18 protein-coding genes and 1 riboswitch are annotated in these 22,222 nt (G+C 38.8%); of the genes, 5 read left to right on the forward strand and 13 right to left on the reverse strand.

The genetic code is table 11. The features are described from left to right. Positions 1-100: 100 nt before the first annotated feature. Complete coding sequence (locus tag JL102_RS21905) at positions 101-832, reverse strand: DUF4184 family protein (RefSeq protein WP_202246614.1); 732 nt, start codon at positions 830-832, stop codon at positions 101-103. 127 nt (positions 833-959) lie between these two features. Between JL102_RS21905 and JL102_RS21910 the strand changes: the two genes are divergently transcribed. The 3 genes from JL102_RS21910 to map all read left to right on the forward strand — a co-directional run bounded on the left by JL102_RS21910 (position 960) and on the right by map (position 3,518). Next, positions 960-1,376, forward strand: a complete 417-nt coding sequence (locus tag JL102_RS21910; RefSeq protein ID WP_202246615.1) for a MarR family winged helix-turn-helix transcriptional regulator — start codon at positions 960-962, stop codon at positions 1,374-1,376. 8 nt (positions 1,377-1,384) lie between these two features. Then, positions 1,385-2,629, forward strand: a complete 1,245-nt coding sequence (locus JL102_RS21915) for an MFS transporter (protein ID WP_202246616.1) — start codon at positions 1,385-1,387, stop codon at positions 2,627-2,629. A 130-nt stretch (positions 2,630-2,759) separates the two neighbouring features. Further along, complete coding sequence (gene map / locus JL102_RS21920; RefSeq protein ID WP_202246617.1) at positions 2,760-3,518, forward strand: type I methionyl aminopeptidase; 759 nt, start codon at positions 2,760-2,762, stop codon at positions 3,516-3,518. 234 nt (positions 3,519-3,752) lie between these two features. Here map and JL102_RS21925 read toward each other — a convergent pair whose 3' ends face one another. From JL102_RS21925 to JL102_RS21975, 11 genes are all read right to left on the reverse strand, one after another. Then, the gene (locus JL102_RS21925) at positions 3,753-4,064 is read right to left on the reverse strand and encodes a flotillin-like FloA family protein (protein WP_202246618.1); all 312 of its coding nucleotides are present in this window, start codon (positions 4,062-4,064) and stop codon (positions 3,753-3,755) included. A 330-nt stretch (positions 4,065-4,394) separates the two neighbouring features. Beyond that, positions 4,395-4,934, reverse strand: a complete 540-nt coding sequence (locus JL102_RS21930) for a DUF6933 domain-containing protein (RefSeq protein ID WP_202246619.1) — start codon at positions 4,932-4,934, stop codon at positions 4,395-4,397. Between the two features lie 160 nt (positions 4,935-5,094). After that, entirely contained in the window at positions 5,095-5,748 is a 654-nt protein-coding gene (tenA, locus tag JL102_RS21935; protein WP_202246620.1) for a thiaminase II, read from the reverse strand. Continuing rightward, entirely contained in the window at positions 5,732-6,574 is an 843-nt protein-coding gene (thiD, locus tag JL102_RS21940; RefSeq protein ID WP_202246621.1) for a bifunctional hydroxymethylpyrimidine kinase/phosphomethylpyrimidine kinase, read from the reverse strand. Before thiD ends, tenA begins: the two co-directional genes overlap by 17 nt. Continuing rightward, entirely contained in the window at positions 6,571-7,203 is a 633-nt protein-coding gene (thiE, locus tag JL102_RS21945) for a thiamine phosphate synthase (protein WP_202246622.1), read from the reverse strand. The genes thiD and thiE overlap by 4 nt, the downstream gene beginning before the upstream one ends. Then, positions 7,196-8,002, reverse strand: a complete 807-nt coding sequence (gene thiM, locus JL102_RS21950) for a hydroxyethylthiazole kinase (RefSeq protein ID WP_317191659.1) — start codon at positions 8,000-8,002, stop codon at positions 7,196-7,198. The genes thiE and thiM overlap by 8 nt, the downstream gene beginning before the upstream one ends. A 60-nt stretch (positions 8,003-8,062) precedes the next feature. Continuing rightward, positions 8,063-8,155, reverse strand: a riboswitch (TPP riboswitch). Positions 8,156-8,343: 188 nt separating this feature from the next. Further along, positions 8,344-8,724 (reverse strand): hypothetical protein, encoded by a 381-nt coding sequence (locus JL102_RS21955; protein WP_202246623.1) that lies wholly within the window; start codon positions 8,722-8,724, stop codon positions 8,344-8,346. A gap of 240 nt (positions 8,725-8,964) precedes the next feature. Next, positions 8,965-12,054, reverse strand: a complete 3,090-nt coding sequence (locus tag JL102_RS21960) for a S8 family serine peptidase (protein ID WP_202246624.1) — start codon at positions 12,052-12,054, stop codon at positions 8,965-8,967. A gap of 750 nt (positions 12,055-12,804) precedes the next feature. Continuing rightward, positions 12,805-14,973 carry a TerD family protein gene (locus JL102_RS21965; protein WP_202246625.1) on the reverse strand — a complete coding sequence of 723 codons (2,169 nt, stop codon included), beginning with the start codon at positions 14,971-14,973 and terminating at the stop codon, positions 12,805-12,807. A 107-nt stretch (positions 14,974-15,080) separates the two neighbouring features. Next, the gene (locus tag JL102_RS21970; RefSeq protein WP_202246626.1) at positions 15,081-16,280 is read right to left on the reverse strand and encodes a GTP-binding protein; all 1,200 of its coding nucleotides are present in this window, start codon (positions 16,278-16,280) and stop codon (positions 15,081-15,083) included. After that, positions 16,267-16,695, reverse strand: coding sequence for a MerC domain-containing protein (locus JL102_RS21975; protein WP_202246627.1), 429 nt, complete (start codon positions 16,693-16,695; stop codon positions 16,267-16,269). The genes JL102_RS21970 and JL102_RS21975 overlap by 14 nt, the downstream gene beginning before the upstream one ends. A gap of 788 nt (positions 16,696-17,483) precedes the next feature. Here JL102_RS21975 and JL102_RS21980 point away from each other — a divergent pair. Next, on the forward strand, positions 17,484-17,786 hold the full coding sequence (locus JL102_RS21980; protein WP_202246628.1) for a GIY-YIG nuclease family protein: 303 nt from the start codon (positions 17,484-17,486) through the stop codon (positions 17,784-17,786). A gap of 677 nt (positions 17,787-18,463) precedes the next feature. Next, positions 18,464-18,766, forward strand: a complete 303-nt coding sequence (locus JL102_RS21985; RefSeq protein ID WP_202246628.1) for a GIY-YIG nuclease family protein — start codon at positions 18,464-18,466, stop codon at positions 18,764-18,766. A 477-nt stretch (positions 18,767-19,243) separates the two neighbouring features. Here the strand turns inward: JL102_RS21985 and JL102_RS21990 are convergent, their stop codons facing one another. Further along, positions 19,244-22,183: a glycoside hydrolase family 31 protein gene (locus JL102_RS21990; protein ID WP_202246629.1), complete on the reverse strand. Its 2,940-nt coding sequence runs from the start codon at positions 22,181-22,183 to the stop codon at positions 19,244-19,246. Between the last annotated feature and the right edge of the window lie 39 nt (positions 22,184-22,222).

The following is a 22,222-nucleotide window of genomic DNA, read 5'->3' on the forward strand; positions in this document are numbered from 1 at the left end:
TTTCATTATTATGCTCTGTTTTGATAATGCAAATTAAGCGCATAAGTGCGCAGTGTTTATGTGTAGTTATATTTTTTTGTTAAAATTCAATTTAACATTACTAATTTTTATCAAGCCTACTAAACAAGAGACAGGTAATGGTTAAACTAATAAAAGAGGCTGAAATCATAGACACAATTACATGACCATATTGCGATATTTCTAAACCACACCAAAACCTAATAATGAGCACTAAAGCAGCTATTCCTAAAAAAAGGAACCAAAATTTCAGTTGGGTTTTTACTAATATCACTTCGTTCTTCGGAAGTCGAATAACTGTAAATACAATCAAAATTAAGCCTGCCAGTGTACTAATATGTTGTAAGCACTTAAAGTAAGGAATAGCGTATCCCCATAAGTAAGCATGATGAGTCAAACTTGGAATTGCTTTAACAAAATAACCATCTTCATGTGTAAACCCATCCCAGAATAGATGAGACAAAACTCCGATCAGTACTGAAAAAATCACTACAAAAACATGATTTCTAAAGTACCTACTCCAATTAAAATCTTTCCAAATTGAGATTCTTCTCTGAAAACAAAACGGCAGATTATCAAAAAACACATTTCGTATGATTCCATGAAAAATAAAGGCTAGCATAAGTGCCAGAGGTAAATCAAACCAGAAAATACCACCAAAAGTATGACTGTAAATACTATTCACCCTCATTCTAATAAAATATTCAAAATCTGGAACTATGCTACCTATAACCAGCGCTGTAAGAGAAAACCAACGCTTTGATAATCGCCTCAGAGGCAACACTATTGCAGGATGAGAAAAGGTAAAAGGCATAATTGATCTTATAATCTCTAACCAAAACTATTAATAAATAACCACATCCTATTCAATAACGAATCAAATCATGAAACTAACCTCCTTCTATTTTCGTTAGGTAAACTAACTAGTTTAACTAAATAATATGGACATATTAGTCGATGCACTTACCACAGTAATTTCAGGATTGCACAAAACCATAAGAAGGTCCTTTTCAGATAGTTCGTCTTTTTCTTTAACTGAGCTACAGACCATAGCACTTATTAACCGCAACGGAAAAATACTACCCTCTGAGCTTGCCACTAAAACCAAAATTACTACCCCTAGCATGTCTCAGATACTAAAAAAAATGGAAATGAGAGGCATTATCAATCGACAATCATGCGACTCAGATAAAAGAAAGGTATTCATTTCACTTTCTAAAGCAGGAAAAGATATTGTAGAGCAGGCTCGCTTTAGCAGAAATGAAGCTTTGAAAACCTTAATAGATGCACGACTAAATGTGGATGAAATTAAAATATTAGAACAAGCCCTGCCCATTCTTCAAAAATTAAATGCTTAGAAACCAATATGAGCAATATCTCAAACACTTTTAGGGCATTACAATCTCCCAATTTCAGGATATTCATCACTGGCCAAGCCATATCCAGGATAGGCACCTGGATGGAGCGCACTGCAGTGAGCTGGGTGGTTTATGAAATGACACATTCTACCTTTATGCTCGGCCTTACCTTGTTTATGTCTCAAATTCCTTCTTTTATATTTTCTATTTATGGAGGTATTGTGGCTGATCGTTTTAACAGACATAGGGTGGTAATGATAACACAGATAGCCTCTATGCTACAAGCCGGCTTATTAGCTGTATTGGTACTAACTGGGTATGCCGAAGTATGGTCTATCATAGCCATAACCACCCTATTGGGAATCATTAATGCTTTTGATGTTCCGGCCCGACAAACCTTGGTACACCAATTAGTAGATAAGCCCGAAGACATATCTAATGCTGTAGCCCTAAACTCTTCAGTAGTCAACATCGCCCGTTTGGCTGGCCCTGCCCTATCCGGACTAGTACTCAGCACCTTGGGTGCAGGCATATGTTTCTCTATTAATGCTCTCAGCTATTTAGCTGTAATACTTTCATTAGTATTTTTAAAACTACAGCCACAGATTATAAAACCTAAAAAACAAAGTAACTTTAATGAAATTAAAGAAGGCTTCTCTTATTTAAAAAACCACCCATTACTTGCTCCACTGACTTTATACCTGAGTGTGATAAGCCTATTGGTATTACCCTATAATACGTTACTTCCTGAGTTTGCCAAAGAGGTATTTCATGGAGGTGCAGCCACATTTGGCTCCATTTCCAGCTGCATAGGTTGCGGAGCTTTAGTAGGAACCATTTTTCTAGCTTCTCTGAAAGATGAGAGAAAGCAATCTATGGTTTTAATCACCAATGCCTTTTTATTAGGTGTGAGTCTCATTGTATTTGGCTTTGCAAAACAATTGAACCTGGCATTATTCATAGCCACTATTTCTGGCTTTAGTGCTTTAACACAATCCACTATTTGCCTTTCTATTATACAAACGAGATCAGACCCAGATATGAGGGGGCGCATGATCAGCTTGTTTGCCATGGCGCTATTTGGCACACTACCGATAGGCAGTCTTCTTATAGGTTGGTTATCTCATCTTATAGGTAGTTCATTTACTGTAATGATTCAAGGGGTAATATCCATTTTGATAGCCGCCTCCTTCTTTAAAGTTTTTAAAAACGCCAAAGACACGCATCGTCAGCTAGCTAAAAATGGAAGCTGAAAGAAATACATAATCAAATGGTATTTTAGCAAATAAAGTATAGTTTTAAAACACAAGGCCTTGTTTTTTTATATCAAAACAACTTAAGCTTTGGTTGAATATTTAATAAACCGATATAAATCATAGATCCATGTCAATAAGTAAAGAATCAGAACTAGTCGGAATGCAGAGAGTGAGTGAAATAGTAGCACTCACTCTTAAAAAGATGAGAGAATACACTCAGGTAGGCATGACCACCAAAGAAATAGACGAGTATGGTGGAGAAATCTTGAAGAGTTATGGTGCTAAGTCGGCCCCTTATGAAACCTATGGTTTTCCTGGCTATACATGTATAAGTGTGAACGAAGAGGCTGCTCATGGTATACCGTCTGGCAAACGTATTTTAAAAGATGGCGATTTAATCAATATTGATGTCTCGGCCGAGTTAAATGGGTTTTGGTCAGACAACGGCGGATCTTTTGTATTAGGTAATGACATCCATAACCATCAACCCTTAGTAGAAGCATCAAAGCAAATATTACAGAAAGCTATAGGTAATATTAAGGGAGGAGTCAAAATAGCTGATATCGGTTACCTTATAGAAACTGAAGCTAAAAAATCTGGCTATAGAGTAATAAAAAACCTGGCAGGGCATGGCGTAGGCAGAAGCTTACACGAAAAACCAGAAAGTATTTTAAATTATAGAGTAAAAAGCAATAGAGAAAGATTTAAAAAGAACACTACGGTAGCCATCGAAACTTTTATAGCTACTCATTCTACTCTTGCTGTAGAACTTGAAGATGGCTGGACGCTGGTAGGCAATAGAGGAGGATATGTTACTCAGCATGAGCATACCATCCTTATTACAGATAATGCCCCAGTCATTCTCACTGAAAACAATGAAATCTGAAATTAGCAGAAGCTTAAAATACTGATTTAACAAGTTTGAGCTGCAATGGCGGCTTAAACTTGCCATTTAACTCGGGTCAAAATAATATTGTTGGCAATATAAACTAGTAGGATTTTTTAAATAGACCACCCTAAGTTAGAGACTGGATCTACTCATAAATTCTCTCTGAGTTATTTCATAATATTAACCTTATTTTTATATGCCTCTACCGCCTGACGAAAAGTAAGCGGAACCTTATTTTTTTTTCGCCTCCATTAAAGTACCAGACACTTTCTCAAGATTTATTCCATCCAACCATGCCACCTCAAGCTCCTTCAATTTCACATTGATGTAAGCCTTTCTTAACACTATAAATGTATTTACTATGATCCCTAAATCTACACCTCTCATTTTCATAAAAAGTAGCTCATAAAATGAGATAGGTACATTAACGAACCTTGTGGTCATAAATAACTTAACAACATCTATATTACTAATCAGCTTAATTATGAAGTATAAGATGGAAAGAACACCAATGACAGCTATAATATTTTTAAGTAGTACCATATTTAAATAACTATACATAACTATGGTTATAATTTAAATATTTTATTTTTACCTGCGAAATATAATAAATATCGACATTCTAATTAATACCACTGGATTAGGAGGGCGAAACAATAGCCTTTAATCTATCATTTCAACAAACCCATTGCATCTATAATAGACCAAGAATGAGGATGCTGCTCTCCGTTTCGACAATAGCCTTGACCTGCTGTTTTGATCAGCTCACCCCTTTCATCACCAAACGTCATTTATAATTTCTCTGTTAATAGCTGAAAACTACGATAATGCTTTAATAGGTTGATCCAAATGAATCAAATAAAACGTTGCTAATTAAAGACAAACCCTGTCCAACAGATTTTTCATTTCTTCTATAGGCCTACCGTATTCACCCTTTTTGGTATCAATGGCACCTACCAGATAAGTCGTCAAGATGTGATTTAAATGTAAAATATCTACATTATTAAAATTCGCATCACAGTTAATCTCAAAAGTATATTTAACCATATAAATGAATTCTTTGATGGTACCAAGCACCTTTCTATTATTATTTGTAGCCAAAAAATTGGGTCTGCAGTATTCTGATATTCTAGAGACAAGGGGTTCGGGAAAGACTATCTCATCGTAAGCAAGTTGCTCGGTAAGGCGTTGGTAAAACAGGTTTTGAAAATTCATCAAATCCTTTTTCAGCACATCAAGGAATATTAAACTATAGTACGTAACATCATTAACCATAATGACACACTTCCTTCTATTCAGAGTAAAAAGGTGGGCATTCCAATTCCCAAAATCATCATTCGGTAATTGTTCTGACATTATAAGCTGCTTACCCAGCAGCTTTTCAAGTTTTTTGGTGCAATAGATATTAGCCATTAAATGGTTGATTTGATGTAGAATACTCAATAATAAAGGCCCTATATCCGCTAAAGCCTAAACATGGTGAACACTAAACTATACTATATTTCAAATTCAGGAAAATAGATTTGGATATTTATGCAAAACTAGAAATTTCACATACTCTCTACCTCCTTATTCAAACCTCCCAACTTTCCAACCTATAAGCGCTGTTCCAAAACATAAACTCTAACCTACTGGCAGCTATGAAGGCCTCTGTCATCTTCTGTTGTTGCGCCTCTGTACAGTTATCGGCTACTGAATCACAAATGGCTTTGGCTTTTATTACTAAACCTTCAAACTCATCTCCCGCATAGGTATCTATCCACTTTTGGTACGGATTGTTCTCTGCCTGCTGATTTTTATAAATATAGTTACCCACTTCCTGATAAATCCAAAAGCAAGGCAAAACCGCTGCCATAGCCACCTCTACCTGATCTAAAGCGGATGAACTTTTCAAAAAATGAATATAATGATGAGTCGTGGGTTCAATTTTACCGCGACTAGTCAAACCAAATTCTTGAAAATAAGAATCATGCAGTGCTTTTTCCACCACAATAGCACCTTCAGCAAAACGAATGAAATCTAAGGCATGATCTACGCTTTCAGTTCTTGCTCCTATTACAGCCAGGCTTCGGGCAAAATTTTCTAAATAGAAAGAGTCTTGGCCCATATAAAACTGAAACTTTTCTAAGGGCAGCGTACCATTTTGGAGCTCCTTGATAAAAGGCATCTCAATAATTTTCTGGTAAATAGGTGCTATAGTTTTCCAGGTTTTATCTGTCCATTTCATTTTTAATGAGTTTTTGAGGGTTAAAAAAATGATTCACCGGTCCATTGCCTTTGCCGATAGCCACATCCTTACCATGGTATATCGCTTGATGAATATACTCCTGACCTAAACTGACGGCTTCTAATAATGCTTTTCCCTGAGCCAGATAAGAGGCAATGGCAGAAGAAAGTGTACAACCTGAACCGTGAGTGTTATTGGTTTCATATTTTGGAAATTCAAAACTTTCAACACTTCCATCCGGCAAAAAGTATAGCGAGGTCAGCTTTTCTGATTTTAAATGTCCTCCTTTCAACAACACCGATTGACAGCCAAGTTTCATGATTTCCTTACCCGCAATTTTCATTTCATCCACTGTTTCAATCTTCATGTTGGCAAGAATTTCAGCCTCATCAAGATTGGGTGTCACTACATTGGCTATTGGGAATAACTGACTTACAATAGCCTGTATAGTCTCATCCTGAATGAGTTTATCGCCACTGGTGGCTACCATTACCGGATCAAAAACTACAGGTAATTCCGGATAGCGACTTAAGTACTCCACTATTGTTTTTACTAAGGCTGATGTATGTACCATTCCAATTTTCACTGCATTTGGAAAAATATCTTCTAGAATGGTTTCTATCTGTTCCCCCACCACCTCTTCAGGAATACCAAAAATGGATTTTACTCCTGTAGTATTTTGCACTGGCAATGCAGTGAGCACTGAAGTAGCGTAGCAACCTAATGCTGAAATAGTTTTCATATCAGCCTGAATACCAGCACCACCACTTCCATCAAAACCCGCAATGGTGAGTACTGAAGGGTATGTATATTTTTTAAAATTCATGATTTCTCAATTTCGTTTCTTAATTGTTCAGCCGCTTTTGCAGGATCTTGAGATGCGCAAATAGCTGAAACTACCGCTATGCAATCGGCTCCAGCCTTAATGACTTCCGCTGCGTTTTCTGCATTCATATTTCCAATAGCCACAAGCGGCTTATCGGTCATAGAACGAATTTTTCGAACACCCGACAGCCCCCATTCAATTATGGTATCGGTTTTAGTATCAGTTTTAAATACTGGGCTTATGCCTAAATAATCGGCTGTTTTGGTTTCTGAAGATTCCATTTGATTCAAATCTTCTATCGAATACCCCAAACACGCTACGTCTCTCCAGTTTTCTCGGATTTGACTAGGCGGTATATCCGATGTGCCCACATGAACGCCGGAAGCCTCTACCTGCCTGGCTACGTCCAAGTTATCATTAATAATGAGAGGCACTTCATACCGGTCTAAGACTTCTTTTAGCCAAAATGCTTTGCGCAGAAATTCTTCTGTTGAAGCGTTTTTCTCTCGAAGCTGAACCACATCTACCCCACCTTTTACTGCTTGCTCGGCAACCTTCAAAAAGTGATCATGCAAACAGGCTTCCTCAGAAATGACCAGATATAATTTATAAGGAAATGAACTAGCCACGCTTTATTTCAATTTTTAAGGTAGCAATAAATTCGGCCTTAGTGATATTGTGCAGCTTATCTAAAATATTCAACTGTAAACTGCCTGGGCCCTTACTTTCTCTGGCAGCTAATTCTCCGGCCACACCCAGTAAAGCCATGGCGGAGGATACAGCTTCCACTTTGTCTGAAATAATGGCCGCAAACGCTGCGACTAAAGCTGTTGCAGAGCATCCCATACCCGTAATTTTGGCCATAAGAGCATTTCCATTAGACAGATGAATTTCCTTTTCTTGATTAAGAATAATGTCGGTTTCGCCAGAAATACAAACGGTGGTTTGATAATTATCTACTAAAAATTTAGCTGCAGCCACAGCCTCATTACTTTCTGCAGAGCTATCAACTCCTTTTGTGGGAGTAGTATTATGATTGGCCAATGCCATGATCTCCGAAGCATTTCCTCGAATAATAGTCGGCCTCAGTTTTAATAAATCAGCTAAGGTTTCATTTCTATAAGGGGTGGCGCCTGCTCCTACAGGATCCAGCACCCAAGGTTTTTGCAATTGGTTGGCTTGCGTAGCGGCCTTTTTCATGGAAGTGACCCAATATTCATCTAAAGTGCCAATATTAACCACCAAAGCCTGGCAGATTTTCATCATATCTTCCATTTCGGCATGAGCATGAGCCATTATTGGAGAGGCGCCTGCAGCTAATAAAGCATTCGCAGTATTGTTCATCACCACATAATTAGTAATGTTATGAACGAGTGGAGATTGCCGTTTAAGATGCGCTATATTTTTCCAAAGGAGATCTTTCATCATTTATATATTTTGATACTTATTATAAATGGCTGAAGGATGAATTCCTCTAGAATAAGAAGAAACTGTACATAAACTTTTCCCTACGCCGGTACTAGCCGAATCAGGTTCAAAGGGACTCTCTCAATTCTTTATAGAATACCCCTAAAGCCATTTCAAAGGTAAGGATATTCATGTGAAATAAAGGTGTTTTTAATCTTTTGTGTGTATTGGTGATGGGTGGTGGGAATAATTTGAGGTGAAACAGAATGTGATATCATTTCGATCTCGTTCACCTACTATAAAATATAAGGTTGACAGCATTGCCATCAACCTTTATAAATCTATACGATTTAACTTATTTATTAATCAATTTTAGTATAAGTATCAACATCTCCATCGAACTCCCAGGTAAATTGAGTATCAGATTTTGACTTAACTACATATGATGCATCAACGCCGAATGCATTAAAATCGAAAGACTTCCCGCTAAATGTGTATTCGAGAATTGCTTTTGCCGTAGTACAATTATAACCAGGTACAGATAGCGTGGATTCACTAATTGTGAGTGTTCTTGTTATGTTGTCACACTCTTCATAATCACTGTTAGTAGAGGCTGTCAATTCCCACTCTCCAATGAATTCACTTTTCTCATAACTCGGAGATTCATCATCATCACTACAACTAGCAAAAAAAACCGAAGATGCGATTAAAGAAGACGCAAAAAGTAATTTCAGTATTTTCATAATTAAATATTTAAAAAATTTGGTTTTATACAGCTGTATACGTATAATAAATTATGAGTAACTCTTTAAAGGTTATATTTTTGAAATAATATACAAACTAACCTCCTATCCCTATACGGTAGAGATACTAAGAGTTTATGCAGGAATACCTTCCATTCCTTCTAACTTCAGTTGACTATTGAAGGGATTATAGGTTTTAGAAGGTGCGAGCCTACGGCCCACACCTTCTATTTTATTGCATTATTTTACCATCAATCGGCTTAAATAGGTCTTATCTCCTATAATTATTTTATACATGTATAACCCGCTAGATACAGCTTTCAAATCTTGCGTTACCTGATGATTTCCAGCCTCTTCCCATCCACTGGATACCGGATGGACTAGCTGCCCTTTGGTATTTACAATCTGTATCTCTACATACTGCCTTTCACGCAAAGCATATTTCAAAGTTGATGTATTATCAGTAGGGTTAGGATAATGCGTCACTTCGGATATAATATCGACCGGTTCGGCAGAACTTTTGGCTGAGGAGCCAAAACTCATGGCTGTTGCAGATGATCCATTGATCTCCACTTCGAAAGGAATGATAATTTCCTGCTTATTTGGATCATTGGTATTCATAACAATACTGCTACTGTAACTGCCATTAGTAACATCTCTGGCATCTACTGTTACATTTACAATGGCAGTATCTCCTACCGCTACGGTACCACTTAAATTAGAAACAGAAAGCATATCAATAGGCTTGTATATGCCAATAGCCAGCCCCTCCTTAAGAATTTGATCCTGAAAAGCCACTTCAACACCATCAGTAGCATCAGCATTTTCTATACCTACTGTTCCATAATAAATAACCCAATTATCAAGCATACCCTCTGGTCGTTCAAGATCTTTATAGTAAAAATAAATGTTACCTGAAGGGGTTAGTACTACTTGAAAAGTAAAAAAAGCATCTCCCCAATAAGTGAAAGTTGTTGTTCTATTGTACTGAACAATCAAACGATCCTCATTTACCTCATAATAGATGTTGCCTTTTGAAAAACGATCCCAAATTGGAGCTATGTAATCGTTCGGATCTTTATAAACATCATTAGGATCATTCTGATGAGGTATAGGATCACTCTCAGGATCCCAGAGGTTATTACCAAATGTAAGGTAACCGTACACACTTACATTCACCGAAGTTTTCTCTTGTCCGTAAAAATCAAATGCAAAAGGCAAATCGATTCCATTACCGGGTCTAATCTCCGTTCCTGATGTTGAAATATCATTCCATACAAACTCAGGACCATTTGGCTCCTCGCTATCGGACCAAGTGTAGCCATATTCAAGATCTCCGCCCAGTCCCTGTTTTCTCGCCAAAGAAATTTCGGCAAAAGAATAATTGAGTGGCTCTTGTCCATCATTAATTATTTTAATAGGCACGGTAACTAACTGTCCTTCTTCTGCATTGACCCATACTGAATCAGGAGTAACTATGGCAATAGGAGCATCTAACACAGTACTTGTAACCACATTAGACATGGCAGAAACATTACCGAAAAAATCTACTGATTTCACAGCGAAATAATAAGTAACACCTGATGCCAAACCAGCTACTTCTATGGTGTCTACCTCTCCGGCAGGTGACGGATATGGTATGTTTTCAAACTGGATAGCCTGATCAAAATTACTTTCATTGATAGGTGAAGTGGAGTATCTAAGATCATATTCTACCACATTACCATTATCTGCAGGAGCTATCCATTGCATTGTGACCGCAGTTTGAGAAGTGCTAATTACCTCCACATCAGTAATCGCTTCCGGCCCTGTGCTATCATTTTCCTGTAAAGCAAAATAAGCATTTAACCTTCCTCTACCAGAACCAGGGGCTAGTGATCTTACTGCATCAGAGGAGCGCACAATTCTATCCTTAACCTCTTCAGGAGTGATATTACCTGCAAATTTAGACACAATTAATGCCGCCACCCCACTCACATGAGGACATGACATAGAAGTGCCACTAGCTGTATTGTACTCATTATCCAAAAAGCCGCTCATTACATTTACCCCAGGTGCAGAAACATCGATCCAACTACCGTAGTTAGAAAAGTCTGCTCTTACATCATTATGATCAGTAGCAGCTACTGCTACTACCGGCTCATAATAGCCAGGCCACCATTCTTCATCTGTACCTTTATTTCCAGCAGAAAAAATCACGACTCCTCCTTGCATGGGACCTGAAGGGTTGCCATTTTCATCATAGCCGGCTTCAGCTATAAAGTAGTCTATCGCATCTAAAACAGACTGCTCTATCGCGCCTGCACTGGTATAATTCCAACTATTTTGAGAAATTACTGCGCCATTGTCAGCTGCATAAATATAGGTTTCGGCAAAGCCTCCTCTATTTTCATCACTAAATACGCCGCAAGACATCAGTCTTACACCATCACCGCTACCGCTACCTCCGGCAATACCAGCTACTCCGGTAGCATTATTAGATACACCGGCCACGGTACCCGCCACATGTATACCATGACTATTATAAGGAACCAGTTCTCCCCTATTATTTCCAAAATCATAGCCATTTACATCATCAACGAAACCATTATTGTCATCATCAATGCCGTTTCCAGGTATTTCGCCCTGATTTACCCACATATTAGCTTTTAGATCTTCATGGTTAACATCAAGACTCCAGTCTGTAACAGCTACGATCACCTCCGAGCTGCCCGTTTCCTCAGTCCAGGCCTCCAGTAGGCTTATATCTGCCCCTGGTTTACCACCGGTTTGTCCGGTATTATTATAGTGCCACTGCTCGCTAAAAAGTGGATCATTAGATCCATTTTCAAGGCTAAATCTTTTAGTCATGGCCTGATAATCATTAGCCGAGAAATCATCAATGTAGTCAATTGATTTATCAAGGATGAGCTCTGCCACCTGTATATCAGGAAGCGCTTCATAAGCTGATCTGACAGCACTTAAACTAGCAGAACTTGCCGTTCGAGAAGTAGATTTATCATAAATGATCTCATACCAAAGATGCAGGCCATGCGCTCTGTGTTTAGCTTCAAATTTACCAGCATCTCTGAACATACGACGCATTGACTTCACTTGATATTCTTCATTGACTTGATCTACACGGCTTAGTCCTGTGAGTAGCGTGCCGGATCTAGATGTTTGGAAGGATCTTTTCTCCAAGGCTGACGCCGCCTCCTCCGTGAGCTTGACCCGGATAATCTGAGAGGATTGATTCAACTTTTGTGCTTGAGCTATAAAAGCTAACAACAGCAGTACGCAAAAAAATAAAGTTACCACACCTTGCCGTGTGGAGATGACATAATTTTTCATGTTTATAGGGTTTAGGTTCATAATTTCAAAAGTGCTGCAATGAAGCAGGTTACTTCAAGTAGCCGCAACGCTTTTTTAATCATCCCAATATACCTTCACTGTTTAAACATTCATAGATATTACCATATTATTTTTTTGTTATGAAGGCTTTCTGAAGGTGATTTCCGGGTTTTTCATTACTATAAATCGCGTGCTATTATCTATCACAAAACTCAGCTGCCAGAGTCTTGATATCCTGGTATAATCTCTAGCAATTAGATGACACTAGATTTAAGGATAATTTATATTCCACAGGTAATTAGGATATGAAGCGTAACAATCCCTAGATTTCATATGCAAGACATGATTTCATAGCTCTTTGATTTATTCTTAACCGCTATTAAACATAAAAAAAGGAAATGGCTGCTGTTATGATAACCAATTTCGAGGCAGGAATCGAACCTGCAAATAGAAGGAAACAGCAGCCTTAGACCTTTATAAAAACAGGTAAGCAAGGTCATTATAATCTGATGCTCTACCAGCTGAGCTACTCCGCCATGCGAAGGATGGACTCGAACCACCGACTCTCAGTTCCACGTAAGAAGGAAATGACCTTTAGGCCTGTTTATATTTTGCGGTAAGCGAGTGCTCTATGTTTACCAATAAATTAGAAGGAAGAGCACTCTAATCCGCTTATAACTTCATGGTAAACGTTATTACTATTTTTAAGTTGGAGTTTAGAAGGAAGTAATAACTAGTCCATGAATAAGTCTATATCAATTCTGACAATACCTTTTCTACATCATCTGCATTATAGGTACAGTTTTTCACTCCGAAAGTCACATCAGCCATTTCAGGATCACCAACCATTTCGGCTCCGCGATATTCGGCGTTCAAGCAGGCCAAGGTATACATATCAGGTTTTGTATGCGTAAATTTGCTTACCTCACTACATAACATGGCCACGTTGGTTTTAGCGCCTTCTACATTGTTGTGCAAATCTTTACCTCCTACGAAAAGATCCGTCATCACTATCGCCTCCCTATCAATGTCTACCACAAAAGGCACTGCATAAGCTCCGGTTCCATCAAGATCAAACTTATTGACCACTGTTTTTATATCAAAAGTTTTCACATCTCCATTGGCATCCTCTCTACACATCCATCCTGCATGGCATTCCATATCTGCAAAGGTATTGCCCGCATAGCGGTATACCTGAGGGGCAAGATATTTCACCTTGGCAGACAAGTGCTTCAAGGTAATATCTATAAACTCAGCAGCACCATTTGGAGCTGATTGTATATCACCAGAGTGCACTATACCGGCCTCTTTTAGGTTAGTATAGCTCACGTGCCCCAGATAGTTCCAAGCAGCATCATACTGAGCTACAGAAAGGTCCAGGTCAGTACGCATACCGGCCTCTTTCCAATACACAAATAGTCTCATCACTTTCGTGAAATCTGCTCCTATCCTACTCCCTCTACCTACGGTAATGATTCCATCAGAAGCTTTTCTCTGCTGCAAAGGCACGGTATAGTTCATTAATTCAGGATCTATCCATACTTTTTTATTTTCCCAAGACTCCTTAGTAATTACCTTCTCTGCTATACCATTATCTATGGCTTCAATCACAGCTCCTGTTTGCTTGGCATCTAATTCCATAAAGGCATTGTTATCCAACACTTTTATTTTGCCCTTCTTATTCACCACTACTCTTTTTTCTGCATCATTAATAGTGTTAAAATAATCCCTCAACACCAGTAAATTCTTTAGCTCCATTTGAGTAATGACCTGCTCAAAAGCCTGCACAACTTCAAGCGTATGCTTTGGAAATCTTCTTAAAACTTCATGCACTTTTCTACCAAAAACTCCCGGTTTCTCACCCAAATGTTGCAATAGCTCCCCCACTTGGTCTGACAGTAAAAGGGCCTCGGTTTTAGATGCAAAAGTTTCTAACTTACCGTTACGCAAAGCATCAAAAGCCTTAGCGGTAAGCGGAAATTGTCTGGCATACTCACCAGGGTGTAAATACCTGCCTATCTCTAACCATAAGCCTTTGTATTTTTTGAAGGCTTCGACCAATCCTGCACTTTTTTCCAGCATAGCCAGCACTTGCTTCCGTTGCTTTCTGGAAAGCTTAGGAAACTTCACCTTATCAGCCAAGCTCACATCAGTATCAGTAAGTGCCGCGAACATTCTCAATACATCGACGGCATTATTTACCATTTTACCAATAGCTGCGTACTGCTCTTGCTCCCATAAATATTTTAACAAAAAGGCCTTAGTCTCCTTAAAGACCACCTGACGAGGATCTATAGAATCAATTCCAAAATACTCTATTAGTGTTATCAGATCAGTATGTAAATCCTGCTTTATGGAAGACTTTGAATACAATAATGATTGCAAATAAGCCTCTAATCTGGCTTCAAGTTCATCGTCAAAAATGATTTTAAGCTCTATCCACTCAGTATGAGAATCGCCTTTTTTCCAGGCGTTGGCTGCGAGCGCCTTTTCATAAAGTGCCTTAGTCTGCATCTGCGTAACCGGATCTGCCCCAAAGTCATCCAGATTAAAAAGCGACTGAGGTATAACCATACCATTTTCTAACTTTTCTCCAGACTGAAACAAGTCTAGCGCATTACCTAAATAGCCAAAAACTCTTTTAAAGAAATAAATAGCATCATCAGGCACATTATTAGGAAATCCTTTAAATAAAGGAACGTAAGCCACGTTTCCACCTTTCTTTTGCTTCAGTACGGTAATCAGATGCTTATAATCTAATAGAAAACCTGCTCCCGCTTCATCCAACATAGCCGGACTAGATAGCCTGTATCCCATTTTTGCTAACTCGGCAGTAAATACCAACTTTTGCTTAGGCGACCAACCATTACCTCTAGGCATGGTCATCAGGTTTAATCGGTTAAGTGCAATAGTTTTCATAATTGTTCCTTTGTTTCTTAATGATGATACAAAGCAACAGCACTACTGCGCAGCCTTTCTGCGTAGTAAAATTAATTTTGATTTTTTTTTGAAAATATTTTCTTTAACTACAGTGGCCATTGATCTACCCACTGACTTCCTTCCTTTATCACCTGCTCATCTTGTTCCGTAATCAGGCAGTCAAACAGCTGCGCTGAAATGGCCTTTTCATCTAAATCCTGACCGATAATTACCAGTTCATTCATTCTGTCTCCCCATTTTTTATTCCATTTGGCCATTATCGCCTCTTGGTTTTCCATGTACGCTGGGTTCATAGCTCTTTCCTTTAAAGGTACTGAAGCCCACCATCGGCCATAGATCTCAGCTTTTAAAGAACCTCCCGCCTGGCTCCACAGAAGGGCGTGGTCAGGTCGGGAGGCCAACCAAAAAAGGCCTTTACTACGAATAACATTTCCAGGCCAGCTCTTATTCACAAATGCCAGAAACCGCTCCGGATGAAAAGGCCATGCCGCCCTAAACACAAAGGAAGATATGCCGTATTCTTCTGTTTCAGGGGTATGTTCATTATTTAATTCTTTTATCCAACCCGCAGACTGCTCTGCCTTTTCATAATTAAAAAGCTTAGTGTTAATGATTTCTGACAATGGTACTTTACCATAATTGGTGGGTAAGAGACGAGCTTCAGGGTTAAGCTTCCTAATCATCCCCTCCAATAATTTTAGTTCATCTGGCTCTACTAAGTCTGTTTTATTAAGCAAAATAACATTAGCAAATTCTATCTGATCAGTAAGCAGGTTCACCACAGAGCGCTGATCCTGTGCATCATCAGTCATTTCTCTGTCTACAATCGTATCTGCACTGCCAAAATCTTTTAAAAAATTAAACACATCTACTACCGTAACCATGGTATCTAAACGACTAAATTTAGTAAGATCATACAGCTCATCACCTGTAGCAAAAGAAAAGGTTTGAGCCACAGGTATTGGCTCGGATATACCGGTACTCTCTATCAACAAATAATCGAATTTCTTCATTTTAGCCAGCTTCTCCACCTCTACCATCAGATCCTCGCGTAATGTACAACAGATACAGCCATTACTCATTTCTACCAGTTTTTCATCCGTTCGCGAAAGCTTCACTTCATTTTGCACCAGCTGACTATCTACGTTGAGCTCGCTCATGTCATTTACAATCACAGCCACTCTTAACCCTTCTCTATTATGCAAAATGTGGTTGAGCAAAGTGGTTTTTCCTGCCCCCAGAAAGCCGCTCAGCACGGTTACTGGAATTTTCTTAGCTTTTATCATTTATTATGGGTTGATTATGCTTCGAATTCGCCGAATAATTGTTACTCGCACTGCGCTCAAGATACCAGTTAAGCGCATGAGCAATAGACACTGTTATAGCTCCTAAAATGGTAATACCTTCATAATGGTGAAACAAGATATGCCCAAAGAGAATCAGCGCAAAGCCTCCAAGCGCCATAATCATAGGCTTAAAACTCTTATGGTGTCTTTTATAACCATGACGCAAAGCGTGAGCAGCAATTAAAACGCTGATAACAAAAATGGAAAATTCAATAACAGGGTCATGCATCACCTGCCAGCCTACCCAAGAAGATAAACTTAGAATTACAGGTAAAGCCATGCAATGTATGGCGCATAAAAAAGAAGCCGCAAACCCTAAAAAATCCCAATGAACTCCAACAAAACTATTTCTCATCTCTTCTTATATATATGCAACAATATTGCAAATATAGCCACTAAAACTATAAATGCAACTAAGTTGCATTTATAGTTTTATTCAAATTGATCTTTATTGGTATTCTTCGTTGATGGGCAGAAAGTCTACCCTTCGAGAACCTCAGAGTGACTTTGGATGGCAAATATCAATCCTTTGAGGGCCTCGGAATGACTTTGGTTGGGAATAATGCAATACCAGAGGTCAAGCTGAGGCTCTCGAAGCTTAGGCCGGATTCATAGAAGCTGACTGACATTATCAAACGTTTACACTTGGTAATAAGCATTAACTCATACACGGTCAGTAGAAAGTCTACCCTTCGAGAACCTCAGGGTGACTTTGGAAAGTGAATCTTAATCCTTCGAGTGTCTTAGAGTGACTTTGGATGGGGAACATCAATCCTTTGAGGGCCTCGGGATGACATTGGGTTGGGAATAATGCAATAACAGAGGTCAAGTTGAGGCTCTCGAAGCTTAGGCCGGGTTTATGGAAACTGATTTATATTTTCAAACGTTTACACTTTGTAATAAGCATTAAATCATAGACGGTCAGCAGAAAGTCTATCCTTCGAGAACCTCAGGATGACTTTGCGTAGGTGATAATATAATAAAAGAGGTCAAGCTGAGGCTCTCGATGCTTAGGCCGGATTCATGGAAGCTGATTATAGTTTCACATTTTTTAAATAAGCATTCTCATTGAATACCTTACCATTGTTATTCACAGAAAATAAAAGCAATAAGATCTATTTAAAAAAATAGCTATATTCTAAAATGACTGCATTTAAGAATTATACAGTATATATTCTTCTCTGTAAGGATAACAGCTACTACACCGGAATTACCAATGACATTAAAAGAAGGCTACTTGAGCATCTACAAGGTGTAAATAAAAACTCCTACACTTATCGGAGACGGCCTGTAAAAATGGTGTTTTGTGAGCATTTTCAAAATGTAAAAGATGCAATTGCTTTTGAAAAACAGATAAAGGGATGGAGCAGAAAAAAGAAAGAAGCTTTAATTAATCGAGAATGGAACAAACTCCCCGAATTATCAAAAAGGTATTCTCCAAATTAAAAGAAAGTCTACCCTTCGAGAACCTCAGGATGACTTTGGACAGTGAATTTCAATCCTTCGAGGGCCTCAGGGTGACTTTTGGTAGTGAATATCAATCCTTTGAGGGCCTTGGGATGACTTTGGTTGGGAATAATGCAATACCAGAGGTCAAGCTGAGGCTCTCGAAGCTTAGGCCGGTGCCGGTATTAAGGAAGCTGGATTGCATTATCAAAGGTTTACGCATTGTAATAAGCATTAACTTATCTACGTCCAGTAGAAAGTCTACCCTTCGAGAACCTCAGGGTGACTTTGGACAGTAAATTTCAATCCTTCGAGGGTCTCAGCATGACCTTGGGTAGGGAATAATGCAATAACAGAGGTCAAGTTGAGGCTCTCGAAGCTTAGGCCGGGTTTATGGAAACTGATTTATATTTTCAAACGTTTACACTTTGTAATAAGCATTAAATCATAGACGGTCAGCAGAAAGTCTATCCTTCGAGAACCTCAGGATGACTTTGCGTAGGTGATAATATAATAAAAGAGGTCAAGCTGAGGCTCTCGATGCTTAGGCCGGATTCATGGAAGCTGATTATAGTTTCACATTTTTTAAATAAGCATTCTCATTGAATACCTTACCATTGTTATTCACAGAAAATAAAAGCAATAAGATCTATTTAAAAAAATAGCTATATTCTAAAATGACTGCATTTAAGAATTATACAGTATATATTCTTCTCTGTAAGGATAACAGCTACTACACCGGAATTACCAATGACATTAAAAGAAGGCTACTTGAGCATCTACAAGGTGTAAATAAAAACTCCTACACTTATCGGAGACGGCCTGTAAAAATGGTGTTTTGTGAGCATTTTCAAAATGTAAAAGATGCAATTGCTTTTGAAAAACAGATAAAGGGATGGAGCAGAAAAAAGAAAGAAGCTTTAATTAATCGAGAATGGAACAAACTCCCCGAATTATCAAAAAGGTATTCTCCAAATTAAAAGAAAGTCTACCCTTCGAGAACCTCAGGATGACTTTGGACAGTGAATTTCAATCCTTCGAGGGCCTCAGGGTGACTTTTGGTAGTGAATATCAATCCTTTGAGGGCCTTGGGATGACTTTGGTTGGGAATAATGCAATACCAGAGGTCAAGCTGAGGCTCTCGAAGCTTAGGCCGGTGCCGGTATTAAGGAAGCTGGATTGCATTATCAAAGGTTTACGCATTGTAATAAGCATTAACTTATCTACGTCCAGTAGAAAGTCTACCCTTCGAGAACCTCAGGGTGACTTTGGACAGTAAATTTCAATCCTTCGAGGGTCTCAGCATGACCTTGGGTAGGGAATAATGCAATAACAGAGGTCAAGCTGAGGTTCTCCAAGCTTAGGCCGGGTTTATGGAAGCTGACTTGCATTAAAAAAGGGAGACTAGACAATCTCCCTTTTCAAAAATCTGCTTATACAGCTTCATTTAATAACGATCAGTAGTTAATCCTCACCAGCAAATTGGCATCATTATCAGGAACATTAACAAGGGTTCTCTCATTGGTTTGATCATAGAACCACGCTCCTGCTGTTGCTTCACTAAGGGCAGGCTGAGATTGAACCTGCTCCAGACTCTTATTATTTACCATCACCTCTGAGGGTGAAACCAAATTGCCTAGCAAATTAATGATAAAATAAGGCTCTGCCGGCGTGTATTTATCATAAGATCTCTGATATTGAATCTCTTTATAACCATCTCCATTAATGTTAGAGATTTGCGTAACTCTATACTCGCCTTTTTCCTCAGCATTCATAGTTATTTTATCATCTTGATAGAGTTGGTAGTTGCTTTCATTTCCGGGATAGATGAAGAATGTAAGCGGGTTAACCTCCTTCTCACCCACATATTGCTCCAACTCTCGTACTGGCAAAATAGCTCCTTCCCTTATATAAACCGGTACCAAATCTAAAGTTACATACCAATTGTAAGTACTTCCGCCAAGAGTCGGTTGTGGTAACTTACCACCATTAATATCAAAAACATACCAATTACAGCCGGCAGGCAAGTATACTTCTTTATTCCAATCTTGTGTTATGACCGGAGCCACCAGGAGATTTTGTCCTACAAAAAACTGCTCATCAGCATAAGAAAACACATTGGGGTCATTGACTTCATTCAAGAATAATGCCCTGCAGATAGGCATGCCTGTTTGCGTACTTTGATACATGGCATCATAAAACAGCTGTAGCAGCTGATAGCGCATATTAATATACTTTACGCAATTCTCCGGTACGGGTGAGCCATAGCGGTAAGGCTCCTGAAAAGTCTTGGTATATCCATCATAATGATTTCGGTACCAAGGCAAAAATGCTCCAGCAGTCATCCACCTGGTGAAAAGTTCATAGTTAGTCACTCCTCCTTCTTCACTACCAGATCCGTTAGCAAAACCGCCAATATCGCACCCTGAAATAGGCAAACCGGAAAGGCCAACATTAAGTACCTCAGGAATATTAATGGCTAGAAAATCCCAGCTAGAGGCTGAATCACCAGTCCAGATACCCGCATAGCGATGTACACCAGCAAAGCCACCTCGAGAAATAATGAAATTGCGTTTATTATAATTATACAAAGGCTTACCATCAGGACCTTTTTTATATTCCTTACTCAGTTTCAGCTTTTTAATTCCCTCATAGGTGGCCTGCACCAGATTAAGAGAAAAGGCATTATGTATTTTAGCATTGGGCTGATACATCTCCGTAACCTTATCATACATCATCAAATCGAGGGGAAGGGTTTTATCTTCATTATGATTATCTTCATTAGGGACTAAGGCAGGGCATGTCATATCCTGCCAAATCATATCTAAGCCCATAGTGAGTAAATAGTCATACTGCTCACCCCACCATTCCTGAATATCTGGCTGCCCCAAATCACAATAAAAACCATAAGTACCAAGTTCATTGGTGCCTTGTGGCTGTGCTGGTGTGGGATATTTAAATGGATTAAGTCCGGTATCTATTCCATAGCTTTCGTTGGCTAGGAATATCTCAGGACTCGGCGCCTGATTCGCCCTAGTGTTATAAATAAATGGCTTTACTTTTACGCCATCTTTATAAGTAGAATAAGGTGCATTATTAGGGTTAAGGTTCAAAATACCATCACGAGTAGGATATGGTGTTTTACTGTTTCCATTTTCATCTAACGGATTAGCAGTAATGATACCGGTGATATTCGTACTGCACTTAAAGCCCATTTCGTGGAGCTGATCAAACATCTCCTGCACATTAGGAAATTTATTTTCACTATTAGTAAAGGTTCTATAATTATTCTGAAAATCCACGTCAATATGCAAACCATCTATGGGAATTTTGGCAGCCCGGTAAGCCTGAGCTACACTGGTAAGAATCCACCGATCATAATAACCATAGCAGCCCTGCTGATACCCCAAAGCATACATTGGAGGCATAGCAGCACTACCGGTAAGCATAGAATACTGATTAATTACGTCAGCTATTACATTTGCATCCTCACTCTGCTGACCTACCATGATGTAGTAATCTAACTCCCCGTATAATGCTCCGAAATAATATTTGCCATCCATATCTGAGTAGTCATTAGATCCCAGATTAAAATAGGTCTGTGAAACATTATCTAGATAAATGCCATAGGCGTACTCTACTGATTGCTGCCCTTTACCTACCGCCAGGCAAAAAGGCATGGAATTATACAGCGGAGAACTAGGGTTTAATGGGCCTCCTTCATTGCCCGCTGGCACCAGCCTGCTACCATTGGCCGCCGTATTATTATAAGTGAAGTTATCATAATTAAAAAAAGTAAGTGTAAACTCTTTCTTATCTAGCTGACTCCCCGCTTTTTCTCCAAAACCAAAATAAGACTCTGTTTCTGGTGACTTCTTCAGGTTAGCAACAGCTTGATTACTAAAAACCAGATTCTTAGAATACGTGTCTTCAGTAATTACCTTCCCATCTTTTTGTACTGAAATACCGTATGGATCTAAACCAATTAACACTTGTAGCACTCCTGTATCAATTTTGAGCGTTCCACCATCATCAGGTAGCTCTTCCACCGTTATATTCACCTTACCAAGATCCCTATTCACCACAGCATAGGAGTTATCACTACTATACTTAGGGTTAACAACCGGCTTAAATCTTACTCTAATTGCCTGAGGGGATAAAAATGATACCTTTACCTGATAGCCCTGAGCGTTGGTAAGCAATATATCATTACCATCTTGCTTATAGGTAACTTTACCAATAATATTCCAACCATCTACATTAGGTTGAAATTCATTGACCTGTACAAAGGAGAAGTTCTCCTGCATTTGCACTACATTTTCAGTAAGTGTTTTGGTAAGCTTAGGGTCTACATGTCCATTTCCCTGCACTTTTTTTTCTTTAGTTTTTACAGCCATGATCTTTTTGGTTAGTTGAACTTTGAGGATGAATATTAA

Source organism: Fulvivirga sediminis (genome assembly GCF_016757215.1).
Classification (GTDB): domain Bacteria; phylum Bacteroidota; class Bacteroidia; order Cytophagales; family Cyclobacteriaceae; genus Fulvivirga; species Fulvivirga sediminis.

Coding starts and splice junctions, on each gene's coding strand:
- JL102_RS21905 (WP_202246614.1), bottom strand. CDS start 832: ATGCCTTTTACCTTTTCTCATCCTGCAATAGTGTTGCCTCTGAGGCGA.
- JL102_RS21910 (WP_202246615.1), top strand. CDS start 960: ATGGACATATTAGTCGATGCACTTACCACAGTAATTTCAGGATTGCAC.
- JL102_RS21915 (WP_202246616.1), top strand. CDS start 1,385: ATGAGCAATATCTCAAACACTTTTAGGGCATTACAATCTCCCAATTTC.
- map (WP_202246617.1), top strand. CDS start 2,760: ATGTCAATAAGTAAAGAATCAGAACTAGTCGGAATGCAGAGAGTGAGT.
- JL102_RS21925 (WP_202246618.1), bottom strand. CDS start 4,064: ATGGTACTACTTAAAAATATTATAGCTGTCATTGGTGTTCTTTCCATC.
- JL102_RS21930 (WP_202246619.1), bottom strand. CDS start 4,934: ATGGCTAATATCTATTGCACCAAAAAACTTGAAAAGCTGCTGGGTAAG.
- tenA (WP_202246620.1), bottom strand. CDS start 5,748: ATGAAATGGACAGATAAAACCTGGAAAACTATAGCACCTATTTACCAG.
- thiD (WP_202246621.1), bottom strand. CDS start 6,574: ATGAATTTTAAAAAATATACATACCCTTCAGTACTCACCATTGCGGGT.
- thiM (WP_317191659.1), bottom strand. CDS start 8,002: ATGATGAAAGATCTCCTTTGGAAAAATATAGCGCATCTTAAACGGCAA.
- JL102_RS21955 (WP_202246623.1), bottom strand. CDS start 8,724: ATGAAAATACTGAAATTACTTTTTGCGTCTTCTTTAATCGCATCTTCG.
- JL102_RS21960 (WP_202246624.1), bottom strand. CDS start 12,054: ATGAAAAATTATGTCATCTCCACACGGCAAGGTGTGGTAACTTTATTT.
- JL102_RS21965 (WP_202246625.1), bottom strand. CDS start 14,973: ATGAAAACTATTGCACTTAACCGATTAAACCTGATGACCATGCCTAGA.
- JL102_RS21970 (WP_202246626.1), bottom strand. CDS start 16,280: ATGATAAAAGCTAAGAAAATTCCAGTAACCGTGCTGAGCGGCTTTCTG.
- JL102_RS21975 (WP_202246627.1), bottom strand. CDS start 16,695: ATGAGAAATAGTTTTGTTGGAGTTCATTGGGATTTTTTAGGGTTTGCG.
- JL102_RS21980 (WP_202246628.1), top strand. CDS start 17,484: ATGACTGCATTTAAGAATTATACAGTATATATTCTTCTCTGTAAGGAT.
- JL102_RS21985 (WP_202246628.1), top strand. CDS start 18,464: ATGACTGCATTTAAGAATTATACAGTATATATTCTTCTCTGTAAGGAT.
- JL102_RS21990 (WP_202246629.1), bottom strand. CDS start 22,183: ATGGCTGTAAAAACTAAAGAAAAAAAAGTGCAGGGAAATGGACATGTA.